Origin of the sequence: Nocardioides sp. J9 (assembly GCF_007829375.1) — a bacterium.
Lineage (GTDB): Bacteria > Actinomycetota > Actinomycetes > Propionibacteriales > Nocardioidaceae > Nocardioides.
Genome location: NZ_VLJQ01000140.1, coordinates 1 through 15,080 on the forward strand (window position 1 = coordinate 1; position 15,080 = coordinate 15,080).

Here is a 15,080-nt window from a genome sequence, read left to right on the forward strand (position 1 = left end):
CCCTGGGCTTGCCGCCAGGCGGACGTGGGCCCTGCGCAAGCCAACTGCGTGCGCGGCAGCGCGGCGCTGGCGTCGAAGACGCGTCAAGGGCGAGGGCGGGCCCGGAGGGTCCCCCTCGCCCTTGACAGGCGACGCGCTCGCGCAGTCAGCTCAGCTCAGTGGGCGAATTCGCCTCGGTAGTACTCGAAGATCCAGCCGACGAGGGCCAGGGCGCCGAGGACGATCCCGATGATGAACAGCCACCAGGCGAGCATCGCCAGGGCGAACACGATGATGCCCAGGGTGGCGCCGCACCACAGCGGCCACCAGGAGTACGGCGGGAAGAAGCCGAGCTCGCCGGCACCCTCCGCGATCTCGCCGTCCTTGCGGTCCTCGGGGCGCGCGTCCATCCGCCCGGCGTGGAAGCCGAGGTAGAGGGTCACCATGGCGCACAGCAGCGTGGTCATGACGAGCGCGGAGGTGCCGGTCCAGTCGGCGCCGGAGTCACCGGCGTCGGTGATGAACCAGTAGGCGGGGCTGACCAGGACCAGGAAGACCGTGGTCACGCCGAAGATCCATGCCTCGATCTTCATCAGGCGTCAGCTCCCTTCTTGTCCAGCTCGCCGGCCGGCTCGTCGTCGTACATCTCGATCGCGGCGATCTCCGGGTGGTGGAGGTCGAACGCGGGCGACTCCGAGCGGATGCGCGGGATCGTGTGGAAGTTGTGGCGCGGCGGCGGGCAGCTCGTGGCCCACTCCAGCGACCGGCCCCAGCCCCACGGGTCGTCGCTGTTGACCAGCGGGCCCTTGCGGGAGACATAGACGTTGTAGAAGAACGGCAGCATCGAGGACGCGAGCACGAAGGCACCGATCGTCGAGACCTGGTTCATGAACTCCCAGTCGTCACCCGGCAGGTAGTCGGCGTACCGGCGCGGCATGCCCTCGACGCCCAGCCAGTGCTGGATGAGGAAGGTGGTGTGGAAGCCGATGAACAGCAGCCAGAAGTGGATCTTGCCGAGGCGCTCGTCGAGCATCCGACCGGTGAACTTGGGCCACCAGAAGTAGAAGCCGGCGAACATCGCGAACACGACCGTGCCGAACACCGTGTAGTGGAAGTGCGCCACCACGAAGTAGGAGTCGGAGACGTGGAAGTCGAGCGGCGGGCTGGCCAGGATGATGCCGGTCAGGCCACCGAAGAGGAAGGTCGTGAGGAAGCCGATCGACCAGAGCATGGGGGTGTCCATGCGCACTGATCCGCCCCACATCGTCCCGATCCAGTTGAAGAACTTCACGCCTGTCGGGACGGCGATGAGGAAGGTCATGCCGGAGAAGAACGCGAGGTTGACCGCGCCCGTCACGAACATGTGGTGCGCCCACACCGCCACCGAGAGGATCGCGATGCCGAGGGTCGCGCCGACCAGGCCGACGTAGCCGAAGATCGGCTTGCGGCTGAAGACCGGCAGGATCTCGGAGATGATGCCGAAGAACGGCAGCGCGATGATGTAGACCTCGGGGTGGCCGAAGAACCAGAACAGGTGCTGCCACAGGATGGCGCCACCGGTCGCGGTGTCGAACACGTGTGCCCCGAGCTGGCGGTCGGCCTCGAGCGAGAGCAGCGCGCCGGCGAGGATCGGGAACGCGATCAGGACGAGGATCGCGGTGATCAGCACGGTCCAGGTGAAGATCGGCATCCGGAACATCGTCATGCCGGGGACCCGCATGCAGATGATCGTGGTGATGAAGTTGACCGCACCGAGGATGGTGCCGAGACCGGCCATCCACAGACCCATGATCCACAGGTCGCCACCGACGCCGGGGCTGTTCACCGAGTCGGAGAGCGGCGTGTAGGCGAACCAGCCGAACGAGGCGGCGCCGTCACGGGTGAGGAAGCCGGAGGCCGCGATGAGGCCGCCGAACAGGTACAGCCAGTAGCTGAACATGTTCAGGCGCGGGAACGCGACGTCGGGCGCACCGATCTGCAGCGGCATGATCGCGTTGCCGAAGCCGAAGAACAGCGGCGTCGCGAACAGCAGCAGCATGATCGTGCCGTGCATCGTGAAGAGCTGGTTGTACAGCTCCTCGTTGACGAGCTGGCTGCCCGGGTAGGCGAGCTCGGAGCGGATGAGCAGCGCCATGATGCCGCCGGCCATGAACCAGAACATCGCGGTGAAGAAGTACAGGTTGCCGATCAGCTTGTGATCGGTCGTCGTCATGATCCGGACGAGCTGCTTCCCGAGCGTCTTGCGCTCGGGCACGTCCGCGTTGCGGGCGAGCGCGGTCACTCGTGGCCCTCCTCGTCGTGGTTGATGAGGTTCTCGGAGTAGAGGCCACCCTTGACCGGCTCGTCGGAGACGTTGTCCGGGTTGGCTGCCAGCTGCTCGAGGTACGCCTCGTACTCGGCCTCGGTCACGACCTCGACGGTGAAGAGCATCCGCGAGTGGTAGGCACCGCAGAGCTCGTAGCACTTGCCGGCGTAGGTGCCGGTCTCGGTCGGCTTGACCTGGTAGGCGTTGTCGTTGCCGGGGACGACGTCCATGCGCATCGCGAAGGCCGGGATGCCGAAGTTGTGGATGACGTCGGGGCTGTAGAGCTGGAACTCGATGGTCTTGTCGACCGGGATGACCAGCGTCGGGATGTTGTCACCCGTGCCGGAGACGAAGACGTTCTTGCCGTCGGCCGCCTCGGTCTCGGGGTAGTTGAACGTCCACTGCCACTTCTGGCCGACGACCTCGACGATGACGTCGGGGTTCTCGTCCAGCTCCAGGGCGAGGTTCTGCACCCGCACGGTGTGCGAGAAGAACGCGATCACCATGATGACCGGGAAGACCGTGTAGAAGATCTCGATCGGCAGGTTGTAGCGGGTCTGCACCGGGACCTCGTCGTCGCTGCGACGACGGAACCAGATCGGGACGCCGATGATCAGGGCCCACGTGACCACACCCGTGATCAGGGCCGCCACCCAGGCGCCCTGCCAGAGCTGGAGGATGTGCTCACCCTGCTCCGACTTGATCTCCGGCATGCCGAACCGCTCCCACTGGGAGTCGGTGGAGCAGCCGCTCAGCGCAGCTGCAAGAACGACGAATCCGGCGAACGGGATCGCACGACGGAGTCGTCGCTGCGCCCGTGAACGCTCGGGGTGCCACCAGCCCACGAACGAGCCTTCCTCTCGAGGGTCAGAACACTGCGAACACTAGCGGAGGACCGCCCCGGCATGGTCGCCGGGTAGGTCCTTTCGGACCGGCGGCCCGCTTGGTGAGCGTGGTTCTATGGTCAGGTTGTGAGCCGGACAACCGAGGTCTACCTCGACAGCGCGTCGTCGGCGCGCCTGCACCCCGCCGCCCGCGACACCTTGCTGGCCGCCCTCGAGCGGGGGTACGCCGACCCGCGGCGCCTCCACGGCCCCGGCCGCGACGCCCGCCTGCTCCTCGACAACGCCCGTGCGGTGGTGGCCGAGTGCCTGGGCGTGCGCCCCGACGAGGTCGGCTTCACCTCCTCTGGCACCGAGGGCGTCCACCGGGGCCTGCTGGGCCTCACCACGGCCACGGGTCGGGACGGGATCGTCCACGGAGCGGTCGAGCACTCCTCCGTGCTGCACGTGGTGCAGTGGCGGGACTCCCCCGCCCACGCCAGCATCCCGGTCGACGCCGACGGGGTGGTCGACGTCGACGCGCTCGCCGCAGCCGCGCGAGCCGCCGGCGTGGGCGCCGTCGCCCTCCAGGCGGCCAACCAGGAGGTCGGGACGCTGCAGCCGGTGGACGCGCTGGACCTGCCGGCCGGCGTACCGCTGCTGGTGGACGCCGCCGCCGCGGTCGGCCACGTCGACCTGCCGCGGCGCTGGGACGCACTGACGGCGTCGGCGCACAAGTGGGGCGGCCCGGCCGGCGTCGGGGTCCTCGTGGTGCGTCGCGGCACCCGGTGGACCAACCCGTTCCCCGGCGACGACGGGCTGGACCAGGTGGGCGGCTTCCCCGACGTCCCCGCGGCGCTCGCGGCGGCTGCCGCCCTCCAGGCGGTGCTCGGCGAGCGCGAGGAGGTCGCCGCCCGGCAGTTCGCGCAGGTGGAGCGGGTGCGGAGCGCGGCGGCCGCGCTGCCGGACGTGGAGGTCGTCGGCCACCCCGTGCAGCGGCTCCCCCACCTGGTGACGTTCTCGGTCCTCTACGCCGGCGGCGACGAGATCGTCGCGGCCCTGGCGCGCGAGGGGTACGGCGTCGCGAGCGGCTCCGCCTGCACCGCCTCCACGCTGGAGCCGAGCCACGTGCTGGCGGCGATGGGGGCGCTCACCCACGGCAACGTGCGGGTCTCCCTGTCCCGCGACACCACCGACGAGGAGGTCGACGGCTTCTGTGCGGCGCTCGCCCGCGTCGTCGGGGAGATCCGGGCGGGGGCCGGCCTGTGAGCGCCGACGTCGAGCTCGACTGCCGCGACCTGCCCTGCCCGCGCCCGATCATCGAGCTCGCGAAGGCGCTCCCCGGCGTGCCGGTGGGCGGCCTGCTCGCGGTCGTCGCCCGCGACCCGGCCGCCCGCTACGACGTGCCGGCGTGGTGCCGCATGCGCGGGCAGGAGTACGTCGGCGAGGAGGCCGCCGACGACGGCGCTCCCCGCTACGTGGTCAAGCGCCTCAGCTGAGGTGCTTCTGCACCTCGACGGCGGCCTCGTCGCCGTACGAGACGCGGACCCGCTCGACGAACTGCTCGGTGGTGAAGTCGTACTCCTGCGTGCCGACCGTCTCCACGACGTAGGCCGCGAGGACGCAGCCGACCTGGGCCGCGCGCTCGAGGGAGGTGCCCCATGACAGGGCGGCGAGGAAGCCGGCACGGAAGGCGTCGCCGACACCGGTCGGCTCGACCGCCTCGACGCCGGTGGCGGCCGCCACCTCGAACGACGTGCCGTCCTTCGACGTCACCCGGACGCCGTCCTTGCCGAGGGTGGTGACCTGGAAGCCGACCCGGTCCAGCACCTCCTGGGCGCTCCAGCCGGTCTTCTTCTCGATGACGTGCGACTCGTACTCGTTGGAGAACAGGATCGCGGCGCCGTCGATCAGGTCGCGGATCAGGTCGCCCTCGGCGAAGGCGAGCTGCTGGGAGCAGTCGGCGATGAACGGGTAGCCGCGCTGGCGGCACTCCTCGGTGTGCCGCTTCATCGCGGCCGGGTCGTCGGCACCGATGAGGACGTACGCCGGCGTGCCGACGCGCTCCACGATCGGGGCGAGCTCGATGAGGCTGGCCTCGCTCATCGCGCCGGGGTAGAAGGAGGCGAACTGGGCCATCGTGGAGTCGGTGGTGCACACGAAGCGGGCGGTGTGCCGGCTCTCGGAGATGTGCACCGAGTCGCAGTCGACGCCGTGGCGCTCGAGCCACGAGCGGTAGTCGGTGAAGTCCTCGCCGGCGGCGCCGACGAGCACCGGACGCAGGCCGAGCCGGGCCAGGCCGAAGCACATGTTCGGCGCGACCCCTCCCCGCCGGATCTCGAGGTCGTTCACGAGGAACGACACCGAGAGCTTGTCCAGCTGGTCGACGACCAGGGAGTCGGCGAACTTGCCGCCGAACGTCATGAGGTGGTCGGTCGCGATCGAGCCGGCGATGAGGAGGGAGCCCGTGGGTGAAGTCACGACACGGAACATTAACCGAGCCGTAGCCGTCCGCTGCTGGGTCTACCCCTCGGTAACGCCTAGCGTCGATCACATGACGCCGTACGACGAGATCGCCACCCCTACCGAGATGCGCGCTGACTGCGAGGCCGTGAGCCGCCGCCTCGAGCAGGCCGCGGTCCGCGCCACCCGCCCCGCGCCCAGCCTGCACTTCGACGAGCAGCCCCGGGAGAGCGGCAAGCGGGAGATCCAGATCTCCGAGGCCGCGCAGCGCCTGGCGAACGCCCTGCACCTGCACCTGGACTGACAGGAGACGAGAGAGGCCCCCACCGTGCGGTGGGGGCCTCTCTCGCGTTCTACGTCAGGCGGGGCGCAGGCGCAGCTCAGTGGAAGCTGTCGCCGCAGGCGCAGGAACCCGTCGCGTTGGGGTTGTCGATCGTGAAGCCCTGCTTCTCGATCGTGTCGACGAAGTCGATGACGGCGCCGTTGAGGTAGGGGACGCTCATCCGGTCGACGACGACGGCCACGCCGTCGAAGTCGGTCACGACGTCGCCGTCGAGGCTGCGCTCGTCGAAGAACAGCTGGTAGCGCAGGCCCGAGCAGCCGCCCGGCTGGACCGAGATGCGCAGGGACAGGTCGTCGCGGCCCTCCTGCTCGAGCAGGCTCTTGACCTTCGCGGCCGCCACCGGGCTCAGGTTGATCTGGTCCTCGCGGCGCTCGAAGTCGACCGGCGTGGCGACCGTCGTGGTCGCGCCGGGGGCCTCGTGGCTGKGGCCGCCTCCGCAGCAGCTGTCGCTCATGCTCACTCCAGGGTGTGTCAGTTCTGGGGGTCGATCCCGTTGTCTCGACTACCCCAATGGTCGCACAAAGGTGGTTATTCCCCCCAGACGAGAACGGGCTTGACCACCGCGCCCGCCTTCGAGTCGGCCACCGCGTCCGCGATCTTCTCGAACGGGTACGTCGCCACGAGGTGGTCGACGTCGAGCTTCCCGGCCTCCCGCAGCGCGATCAGCTCGGGGATGGTGACCAGCGGGTCCGCCTCGCCCTCGATCGAGGAACGGACGACCTTGCCGGACTGCAGCAGGTCGATGGCGTCGATGGTGTACTCCGCCGCACCGAGCCCCAGCGCGACGAGCAGGCCGCGCGAGCGCAGGGCGTGCTGGGCCTGGAGCACGACCGCCGGCAGCGCCGTGGTGTCGATGGCGTACGCCGCTCCCCCGCCCGTGGCCTCCCTGACCCGCTCCTCCACCGGCGCGGCACCCGGCTCGGTCGGGTCGAGCGCGGTGGCGCCGTACCCCTCGGCGACGGCGCGGCGCGGCGCAGCCGGGTCGACGACCACGACGGTCTCCACGCCGCGCCCCCGCGCCGCAGCGACGGCAGCCAGGCCGACGGCCCCGGCGCCGAACACGACCAGCGGCTCGTCGGGGGCCGGGTCGAGCACGTTGAGCACCGTCCCGGCGCCGGTCTGGTAGCCGCAGGCGAAGGGGGCGAGCCGGGTGAGGTCGAGGGACTTGTCGACGACGACGCAGTTGTCGGCGTACGCGATCGCGTGCCGGGCGAAGCTGGACTGGCCGAAGAAGCTGCCGAACACGGTCTGCTGCTGGCCGTCGGCGCCGGTGCGGCTCATCGTGGTCGAGCCGTCGGCGCGCATGCCCATGTAGTTGAGGAGCAGCGACTGCTCGCAGTAGCCGACATCGCCGGCCGTGCAGGGCCCGCAGGACCGGCAGGAGCGGAAGCTCATCACCACGTGGTCGCCGACCTCGATGCCGCTCACCGCCGCCCCGACCCGCTCCACCACGCCGGTGCCCTCGTGGCCGACGACGGTCGGCAGCATCTCCGGGGGCAGCATCGTCGGCACGGTCAGGTCGGTGTGGCACAGGCCGGTGGCCACGACCCGGACGAGGACCTCGTCCTCCCGGGGGTCGTCCAGCTCGACCTCGGTCTGCACGAAGTCGCCGCCCGGCTCCTCCACCACGAACGCCGTCGTCCTCATCGCTCACGCTCCAGCCAGAAGTAGTAGGGGTCCGTCACGCCGAAGGCGGCCTCGAGCTTGCCGTTCATGACGCCTATGAGGGTGTCGTCGTCGACCTTCTTGAAGTGGTCGACGACGGGGAGCCGGTCGTAGACCATGCTGGCGGTGACCTCGCCACGGAAGGCGACCTCCCACAGCGACGCCTCGCCGCCGCCGGCGGCCTCGGTGTTGGAGTAGAGCTCGCCGTCCTCGCCGCGGCAGACCAGGGGTACCGCCGCCAGCGGGCCGTCGAAGCGCTTGCCGTGCCACCGGACCTTCTGCAGCACCCGGCTGGCGACGTGGCCGGTCGCGAAGTCGCCCCCGCGCCACGAGCCGAGCACCTCCTCGACGGTCACGGTCGCGAGCCCGGCCCACAGGGCCTCGAGCTCCGCGACGTCGGCCTGGTCTGCCTGCCGGAGCGCGTCGAAGCGCTGCCTCGTGTCGGTCACGCGGTCAATCTAGAACAGGTTCTCGTTCGAGGACAGGACTGCTCGGGACTTGCTCACGATTGGACACGAACTGCAGCCGCGAACGGCGTGTCGCCTGCAGTTCCTGCCCAAACGACGCGGCGGCGGCCGCCTGCGGCGGCGCGGGCGGAGCCCGTGCCGACTTCCGCGCCGACAGCCGACCGACCGGGACAGGACCTCAGGCTGACCAGGTCCGCGCCACCCGGGCGGCGAGCTCGGCGAGCGCACCCTCGGGGTCGCGGAAGGCGCGCTCCTCCCCCACGGCCTCGACGAGGGAGTAGGCCGCGTCCATCCCGAGCGCGCGCATCTCGCGCGAGCCGACGAGCACCTGCCCGGCGAGGGCCACGCAGGGGCGCAGGGCGGCGGAGGCCACCGCGGCGACGCCGGCCGGGACCTTGCCGGCGCGGCTGCTGAAGTCGAAGGCACCCTCGCCGGTGATCACCAGGTCCACCTCGCGGGCGCGCTCGGCCAGGCCGACGGCCTCGGCGACCAGCTCGATCCCGGAGACCCGCTGGGCGCCGAGGAGCAACAGGGCGAACCCGAGGCCCCCGGCGGCGCCCGCGCCGGCCTCGAGGGCGAGGCGCCGGTCGGTCGCGGCGGCCCACTGCTCGAGGAAGCCGTCGAGCAGGACCTGCGACTCCTCGTCGAGGCCCTTCTGGGGGCCGAAGGTCTTGCTCGCTCCGAACAGGCCGGTGAGCGGGTTGTCGACGTCGGTGGCCGCGACGAGCTCGACACCGTCGACGTACGCACGGGGGATGCTGAGGTCGACCCGGCTCACCCCGTCGAGGAAGATCCCGCCCACGTCGAGGGAGACGTCGGCGTCGGCACCGAGCGCGGCCAGCAGGCCGGCTCCCCCGTCGTTCGTCCCGGACCCGCCGAGACCGACCACGACCTTCGTCGCGCCGGCGTTGATCGCCTCGAGGACCATCTGCCCCACCCCGACCGTGGTGTGGAACTCCCCGCCCTCCCCCTTCGTGAGGTGAAGGCCGCAGGCCTGGGCGCTCTCGACGTACGCCGTCTCGCCGACCAGCAAGATGGTGGTCGGCACGTCGTGGCCCTGCGCGGACTGGGCGATGACGGCGAGCAGGTCGCCGCCGAGGCTGGCGTGGAGGACGTCGACGAAGCCCGGCCCGCCGTCCGACATCGGCGCGAGCAGCACCTCGTCGTCGGGAGCCTGGCGCCGCCAGCCCGCCGCGATGGCCTCCGCGGCCTCGACGGCGGTGAGGGTGCCCGCGAACTTGTCCGGGGCCACGAGGACGCGCATGCGGCCATCATGGCGGAGACCTCGCTGATCGGGCAGCGGACCGCGATCACGGGGCAGCAGCGCGCCCAAACTAGGATGGACGCATGACCACCGTGGACCTCCCGCTGCTGCCGCTCGGCCGCGGCTCCGACCCGCTCTCGGAGCGGGGTGTCGAGTGCCCCGGGGACCTGCCGCCGGCCTCCGACCCGGACCTGGTCGCCCGCGCCCGTGCCGCGAAGGAGGCGCTCGGTGACCGCCTCTTCGTTCTCGGGCACCACTACCAGCGCGACGAGGTCATCCAGTTCGCCGACGTCACCGGCGACTCCTTCAAGCTCGCCCGCGACGCCGCGGCCCGGCCCGACGCCGAGTTCATCGTCTTCTGCGGCGTGCACTTCATGGCGGAGTCGGCCGACATCCTGACCAGCGCCCAGCAGAAGGTCGTCCTGCCCGACCTCGCGGCGGGCTGCTCGATGGCCGACATGGCGCGCATCGCGCAGGTCGAGAAGGCGTGGGACGCGCTCGCAGCGGCAGGCGTGCAGGACTCGGTCGTCCCGGTGACCTACATGAATTCCAGCGCCGCGATCAAGGCGTTCTGCGGCCGCAACGGTGGCGTGGTGTGCACCTCGTCCAACGCCGAGGTCGCCCTCGACTGGGCGTTCCAGCAGAAGGGCGAGGACACCAAGGTCCTGTTCCTGCCCGACCAGCACCTCGGTCGCAACACCGCCGTCCTCAAGCTGGGCTACTCCCTCGACGACTGCGTCGTGTGGAACCCGCACAAGCCCGACGGCGGCCTCACGCCCGAGGAGCTCGCCGCGGCGAAGATCATCCTCTGGAAGGGCCACTGCTCCGTGCACGGCCGCTTCTCCGCCGACGTCATCGACGAGCTGCGCGCCAAGGTGCCGGACCTCAACGTCCTGGTCCACCCCGAGTGCCAGCACGAGGTCGTCGTGAAGGCCGACCTGGTCGGCTCCACCGAGTTCATCATCAAGACGATCGAGGCGGCCCCGGCCGGCTCGAGCTGGGCGATCGGCACCGAGCTCAACCTCGTGCAGCGCCTCAAGAACGCCCACCCGGACAAGAACATCATGTTCCTCGACCGGAACGTCTGCTACTGCTCGACGATGAACCGGATCGACCTCCCCCACCTGGTGTGGGCGCTGGAGAACCTCGCCGAGGGCAACCTCGTCAACCAGATCGAGGTCGACCCGCAGACCGAGGCCGACGCCCTGACCGCCCTCCAGCGGATGCTGGACCTGCCCGGGAAGACCCACCGTGACTGACGGCCTGCCTGCCTGCCCGGAGTGCTCGGGCGAGTACACCTACGAGATGGGCGAGCTGATGGTCTGCCCGGAGTGCGGCCACGAGTGGTCGCCCGCCGAGGCCGCGGCAGCCGCCGAGGAGCAAGCCGCCGCCGGCGTCGTCCGTGACGCCAACGGGAACCCGCTCGCCGACGGCGACGACGTCATCGTCGTCAAGGACCTGCCGGTCAAGGGCGCCCCCAAGCCGATCAAGTCCGGCACGAAGGTCCGCGGCATCCGCCTCGTCGACGGTGTGGGTGACCACGACATCGACTGCAAGGTCGACGGCTTCGGGCCGATGCAACTCAAGTCCAGCGTGGTCAGGAAGGCCTGAGCGTGTTCAAGCGCACCAAGTCCGCAGCGGTTCCCGAGACGCCCCAGGCGCCCGCCAAGCCCGGCGGCAAGGGTCGCCCGACGCCGACCCGCAAGGAGGCCGAGGCCGCCGCGCGTGCCCGGGCCCGGGCGCCGCGCGACAAGAAGGAGCTGGCCCGACGGCAGCGCGAGTTCCGCGCCGAGGAGAGCCGCAAGATCCGCCAGGGCATGAAGAGCGGCGACGAGCGTTACTTCCTGCCCCGGGACAAGGGGCCGGTGCGCCGGTTCATCCGCGACTACGTCGACCGCCGCTTCTCCATCGTGGAGATGGTCATCCCGCTGATGATCATCGGCCTGATCCTCGGCTACACCGGCAACACCGCGCTCGTGCAGGCCAGCAGCCTGATCCTGCTCGCCACCGTGCTCTTCGTGGTCACGGACATGTTCGTGCTGCGCTTCCGGATCCGCCGCGAGCTCCGCAAGCGCTTCCCCGAGGAGTCCCTGAAGGGCACGACCTACTACGCGATCACGCGCTCGATGCAGATGAAGTTCATGCGGCTGCCGAAGGCACGAATCAAGATCGGCCAGGCGCTGCCCGAGGACTACGACCGCTGAGGTCCCTCGCCCCGCGCCCGTGAGGGCGTAGGTTGCGCGGCGTGAAGATGATCGCCGCCCTGCACGACCCCGCCGTCGCACCGCGCCTGCTCGACCCCGCGCTGCACACCGACCTGGCCTCGGCCGGGGCGACCCGGCTGCAGGTCAACGTCGACGACGAGGCGGTCCGCCCGGCGATGCGGCTCGGGCCCGGCACGCCGATCACGGCGGTGCTGGCGCTGTGGACCGACGTCGACGCTGCCGACCTGCTGGCCGACCTGCTGGCCGTCGTACGGCAGGTGGACGCGTCGGCCGACGCGTGGCTCGTCGAGGAGCGCGAGCCGCTGGTGCCGCCGTCCGTCCCGGACGGCGAACGCGCCGACGCCCTGGCCAACATCGCCTTCCTGCGCCGGCCGGCGGAGATGTCGCCCGAGGACTGGCGCGCCGACTGGCTCGGCCGGCACACCCAGGTCGCCATCGACACCCAGGGCACCTTCGGCTACGTGCAGAACCCGGTCCTGGCGGCCCTCACGCCCGGCGGGCAGGACGTCGCCGGCATCGTCGAGGAGCTCTTCCCCATGGCGGCGATGGCGGACCCGCACGCGTTCCACGGCAGCGGCGGGGACGACGCCGAGCTGCAACGCCGCTTCACCACGCTCATGGAGAGCTGTGCGCGGTTCGGTGCGGCGGACGGGCTCGACCTCGTGCCCACCAGCCGCTACCGGTTCACCCTGGCCTGACCGGACCGGGTCAGCCGAACATCTCCGAGCGCCGCGGCGACACGGTCTTCGCCGGGTCGGTGGTGACCACGCCGTCGAGGACCCGGTCGATCGCCGCCATCGTCTCGGCGTCGAGCTTCACGCCCGCGGCCTTGACGTTCTCGGTGACCTGCTCGGGGCGGCTGGCGCCGATGATCGCGGCCGAGACGTTGCCGTTCTGCAGCACCCAGGCGACCGCGAGCTGCGCCAGGCTGAGGTCCACCGACTCGGCGATCGGCCGGAGCTGCTGGACCCGCTCGAGGACGTCGTCCTGCAGCCAGCGGGCGACCATGTCGGCGCCGCCCTTGTCGTCGGTGGCCCGCGAGCCGGCCGGCGGCGGCTGGCCGGGGAGGTACTTGCCGGTGAGCACGCCCTGCGCGATCGGGGACCAGACGACCTGGCCGATGCCGAGCTCCTTCGAGGTCGGGACGACCTCGGACTCGATGACCCGCCAGAGCATGGAGTACTGCGGCTGGTTGGAGACCAGCGGCACCCGCAGCTCGCGGGCGAGCTCGGCAGCGGCGCGGATCTCCTCCGCGCGCCACTCCGAGACGCCGATGTAGAGCGCCTTGCCGGCCCGGACGACGTCGGCGAAGGCGAGCATCGTCTCCTCCAGCGGCGTCTCGTGGTCGAAGCGGTGCGCCTGGTAGAGGTCCACGTAGTCGGTGCCGAGCCGGCGCAGCGAGCCGTCGATCGACTCCATGATGTGCTTGCGCGACAGCCCGTGGTCGTTGTGCTTGCCGGGACCGGTCGGCCAGAAGACCTTCGTGAAGATCTCCAGGCCCTCGCGCCGCTCCCCCGCCAGCGCCTTGCCGAGGACGGTCTCCGCCGCGGTGTTGGCGTAGACGTCGGCGGTGTCGAAGGTGGTGATGCCCTCCTCGAGGGCCTGGCGGACGCACGCCAGCGCGGCGTCCTCCTCGACCTGGGAGCCGTGGGTGAGCCAGTTGCCGTAGGCGATGGCCGAGATCCTCAGGCCGCTCGCACCGAGGTTGCGAATCTCCATGGACCCGACCCTAGTGTCCGCGGCAAGGGCGGAGCCGGTGCCGGGCGTCGGATCTTCCGATGGCAGTATCGAGCCGTGGTCGCCGCTGACGTCTCCGTCCGGGTCGGGTGGCCGGCCGACGCGGCCGGCATCGCCGGCGTGCAGCTGCGCGCCTGGCAGGAGCGGTACGACGGCCGGCTGGCCGCACAGCTCACCGACCAGGGCCTCGGGGTCGACGACCTCGCCGAGGCCTGGCGCGGCACGCTGTCCCGTCCCCCCGAGGCCCGGCGCCGCGCGCTCGTCGCGCTCGCCCACGACCGGGTGGTCGGCTTCGCGCTGACCGGCCCCAACGCCGATCCCGACGCGGACCCCGCCGCCGACGGCGAGATCGGCGAGTTCACCGTCGATCCCGCCGAGACCCGCGGCGGGCACGGCTCCCGCCTGCTCCAGGCCTGCGTGGACACCCTCGTCGCCGACCGGTTCACCCGCGCGGTGTGCTGGGTCGACGCCGGCGACGACACGTTCCGCGCGTTCCTGACCAGCGCCGGCTGGGCCCCCGACGGCGCCAGCCGGGAGCTCGCCGACGACGCGGGCTCGGCGGTCAAGCAGGTCCGGCTCCACACCGCGCTGTCGTAGGCGATGACGACGCAGCACGACCAGCGCGCCGTCGTACGCGACAGCCTGGGGGTGGCCATCGCGACCGGCACCTACGGTCTCAGCTTCGGCGCCGTCGGGGTCGCGTCCGGCCTCGACGTCGCGCAGACCTGCGTCCTGTCGCTGCTGATGTTCACCGGCGCCTCGCAGTTTGCTCTGGCGGGCGTGCTGGGCGCCGGGGGCTCGGCGGTCTCGGGTGCGCTGACCGCGCTGCTGCTGGGGACCCGCAACACGCTCTACGGCCTGCGGATGGCGCCCCTGCTCGGCTACCGCGGCTGGCGCCGGGTCGCCGCCGCGCACGTGCTCATCGACGAGTCCACGGCGATGGCCGTCAACCGCCCCGACCGCGAGCAGGCGCGCACCGGCTTCTGGACGACCGGGCTGACCATCTTCGTGCTGTGGAACCTCACCACGCTGGTCGGCGCGGTCGCCGGCGAGCAGATCGGCGATCCCCGCGACCTCGGCCTCGACGCCGCGGTCGGCGCCGCCTTCCTCGCCCTGCTGTGGCCGAGGCTGTCGACCCCGCTGGCGCGGGTCACGGCGCTGCTCGCGGCGCTGGTGGCCGCCGGTGCGGTCACGCTCACGCCTGCCGGCGTGCCCGTGCTCGTCGCCGCCGGCGTGGCCGTCCTGGTGGGAGCGCTGGCGCGATGACCTGGTGGGCCGTCCTCGCTGCCGGCATCGGCTGCTACCTGCTCAAGCTGGCCGGGCTCTCCGTCCCCCCGCGGGTGCTGGAGAGGCCGGTGGTCGCGCGGATCGCCGACCTGATCCCGGCCGCCCTGCTCGCCGCGCTGGTCACCGTGCAGGTCCTCGCCGCCCCCGAGGGCCGGGCGCTGGCCCTGGACGCCCGTGCCGCCGCCCTGGGCGTCGCGGTCCTGCTGCTCCTGGCCCGCGCCCCCTTCCTGGTGGTCGTCTTCGGCTCCGCGGCCGTCGCCGCCCTGCTGCGGCTCCTGTAACGCGGCAGCGCGGCGCGAGGCCCGAGCGACGCGCTCGCGCCATCCAGGTGCCGAGGCGGCTGACCGCGCGGTCCSGCCGGCCCGGAGCCGCAGGGAGCGAGGAACGAGCGACCGGAGGCGGAGGGAGGCGGGACTGCGCGTGCCGCCCGTCTTGCCGCCAGGCGGACGTCACCATCCACCGGAGGCAACCGCGGCGCGGCAGCGCGGCGCGAGGCACGAGCGACGCGCTCGCGCCATCCAGGT

The 15,080-nt window shown here is 71.5% G+C and carries 19 protein-coding genes; 10 read left to right on the forward strand and 9 right to left on the reverse strand.

Annotated elements, in window-relative coordinates; all coding sequences use genetic code 11:
• Positions 1-155 precede the first annotated feature (155 nt).
• The 3 genes from L615_RS22745 to coxB all read right to left on the reverse strand — a co-directional run bounded on the left by L615_RS22745 (position 156) and on the right by coxB (position 2,997).
• Complete coding sequence (locus L615_RS22745) at positions 156-572, reverse strand: cytochrome c oxidase subunit 4 (protein ID WP_028655203.1); 417 nt, start codon at positions 570-572, stop codon at positions 156-158.
• Entirely contained in the window at positions 572-2,191 is a 1,620-nt protein-coding gene (ctaD, locus tag L615_RS22750; RefSeq protein WP_145726662.1) for a cytochrome c oxidase subunit I, read from the reverse strand. The genes L615_RS22745 and ctaD overlap by 1 nt, the downstream gene beginning before the upstream one ends.
• Positions 2,192-2,256: 65 nt before the next feature.
• A complete protein-coding gene (gene coxB / locus L615_RS22755) occupies positions 2,257-2,997 on the reverse strand; it encodes a cytochrome c oxidase subunit II (protein ID WP_145726645.1) in 741 nt (246 codons plus the stop codon).
• Positions 2,998-3,255: 258 nt separating this feature from the next.
• On the opposite strand from coxB, the gene L615_RS22760 reads away from it, so the two are divergent.
• Entirely contained in the window at positions 3,256-4,374 is a 1,119-nt protein-coding gene (locus tag L615_RS22760) for a cysteine desulfurase family protein (protein ID WP_145726649.1), read from the forward strand.
• The gene (locus tag L615_RS22765; protein WP_028655201.1) at positions 4,371-4,604 is read left to right on the forward strand and encodes a sulfurtransferase TusA family protein; all 234 of its coding nucleotides are present in this window, start codon (positions 4,371-4,373) and stop codon (positions 4,602-4,604) included. The genes L615_RS22760 and L615_RS22765 overlap by 4 nt, the downstream gene beginning before the upstream one ends.
• On the opposite strand, the gene L615_RS22770 is transcribed toward L615_RS22765, so the two are convergent.
• Positions 4,597-5,529 (reverse strand): carbohydrate kinase family protein, encoded by a 933-nt coding sequence (locus L615_RS22770; protein WP_232221731.1) that lies wholly within the window; start codon positions 5,527-5,529, stop codon positions 4,597-4,599. The genes L615_RS22765 and L615_RS22770 overlap by 8 nt on opposite strands.
• 130 nt (positions 5,530-5,659) lie before the next feature.
• Here L615_RS22770 and L615_RS22775 point away from each other — a divergent pair, with 130 nt between their 5' ends.
• Complete coding sequence (locus L615_RS22775) at positions 5,660-5,872, forward strand: hypothetical protein (protein WP_028655199.1); 213 nt, start codon at positions 5,660-5,662, stop codon at positions 5,870-5,872.
• Positions 5,873-5,948: 76 nt separating this feature from the next.
• Here the strand turns inward: L615_RS22775 and erpA are convergent, their stop codons facing one another.
• From erpA to L615_RS22795, 4 genes are all read right to left on the reverse strand, one after another.
• Positions 5,949-6,365 (reverse strand): iron-sulfur cluster insertion protein ErpA, encoded by a 417-nt coding sequence (gene erpA, locus L615_RS22780; protein WP_261376836.1) that lies wholly within the window; start codon positions 6,363-6,365, stop codon positions 5,949-5,951.
• A 74-nt stretch (positions 6,366-6,439) separates the two neighbouring features.
• Positions 6,440-7,558, reverse strand: a complete 1,119-nt coding sequence (locus L615_RS22785; protein ID WP_145726652.1) for an NAD(P)-dependent alcohol dehydrogenase — start codon at positions 7,556-7,558, stop codon at positions 6,440-6,442.
• On the reverse strand, positions 7,555-8,025 hold the full coding sequence (locus L615_RS22790) for a DUF4334 domain-containing protein (RefSeq protein ID WP_222430677.1): 471 nt from the start codon (positions 8,023-8,025) through the stop codon (positions 7,555-7,557). The genes L615_RS22785 and L615_RS22790 overlap by 4 nt, the downstream gene beginning before the upstream one ends.
• A gap of 196 nt (positions 8,026-8,221) precedes the next feature.
• Positions 8,222-9,307 carry a glycerate kinase gene (locus L615_RS22795; RefSeq protein ID WP_145726657.1) on the reverse strand — a complete coding sequence of 362 codons (1,086 nt, stop codon included), beginning with the start codon at positions 9,305-9,307 and terminating at the stop codon, positions 8,222-8,224.
• 83 nt (positions 9,308-9,390) lie between these two features.
• On the opposite strand from L615_RS22795, the gene nadA reads away from it, so the two are divergent.
• From nadA to L615_RS22815, 4 genes are read left to right on the forward strand one after another with little or no spacing between them, the layout of a single operon-like run.
• Entirely contained in the window at positions 9,391-10,566 is a 1,176-nt protein-coding gene (gene nadA, locus L615_RS22800; protein WP_028655195.1) for a quinolinate synthase NadA, read from the forward strand.
• Positions 10,559-10,918 carry a zinc ribbon domain-containing protein YjdM gene (locus L615_RS22805; protein ID WP_145726659.1) on the forward strand — a complete coding sequence of 120 codons (360 nt, stop codon included), beginning with the start codon at positions 10,559-10,561 and terminating at the stop codon, positions 10,916-10,918. Before nadA ends, L615_RS22805 begins: the two co-directional genes overlap by 8 nt.
• Positions 10,919-10,920: 2 nt before the next feature.
• Complete coding sequence (locus tag L615_RS22810) at positions 10,921-11,511, forward strand: DUF3043 domain-containing protein (RefSeq protein ID WP_028655193.1); 591 nt, start codon at positions 10,921-10,923, stop codon at positions 11,509-11,511.
• A gap of 47 nt (positions 11,512-11,558) precedes the next feature.
• Positions 11,559-12,230 (forward strand): EthD domain-containing protein, encoded by a 672-nt coding sequence (locus L615_RS22815; RefSeq protein ID WP_145726665.1) that lies wholly within the window; start codon positions 11,559-11,561, stop codon positions 12,228-12,230.
• Between the two features lie 10 nt (positions 12,231-12,240).
• On the opposite strand, the gene L615_RS22820 is transcribed toward L615_RS22815, so the two are convergent.
• Positions 12,241-13,251: an aldo/keto reductase family protein gene (locus L615_RS22820; RefSeq protein ID WP_028655191.1), complete on the reverse strand. Its 1,011-nt coding sequence runs from the start codon at positions 13,249-13,251 to the stop codon at positions 12,241-12,243.
• A gap of 75 nt (positions 13,252-13,326) precedes the next feature.
• On the opposite strand from L615_RS22820, the gene L615_RS22825 reads away from it, so the two are divergent.
• The 3 genes from L615_RS22825 to L615_RS22835 are packed head-to-tail and all read left to right on the forward strand — an operon-like array spanning position 13,327 to position 14,837.
• Positions 13,327-13,866, forward strand: a complete 540-nt coding sequence (locus L615_RS22825; protein WP_036517327.1) for a GNAT family N-acetyltransferase — start codon at positions 13,327-13,329, stop codon at positions 13,864-13,866.
• Positions 13,867-13,869: 3 nt separating this feature from the next.
• Entirely contained in the window at positions 13,870-14,535 is a 666-nt protein-coding gene (locus L615_RS22830) for an AzlC family ABC transporter permease (protein WP_051485632.1), read from the forward strand.
• The gene (locus L615_RS22835; RefSeq protein ID WP_028655190.1) at positions 14,532-14,837 is read left to right on the forward strand and encodes an AzlD domain-containing protein; all 306 of its coding nucleotides are present in this window, start codon (positions 14,532-14,534) and stop codon (positions 14,835-14,837) included. Before L615_RS22830 ends, L615_RS22835 begins: the two co-directional genes overlap by 4 nt.
• Positions 14,838-15,080: the final 243 nt, after the last annotated feature.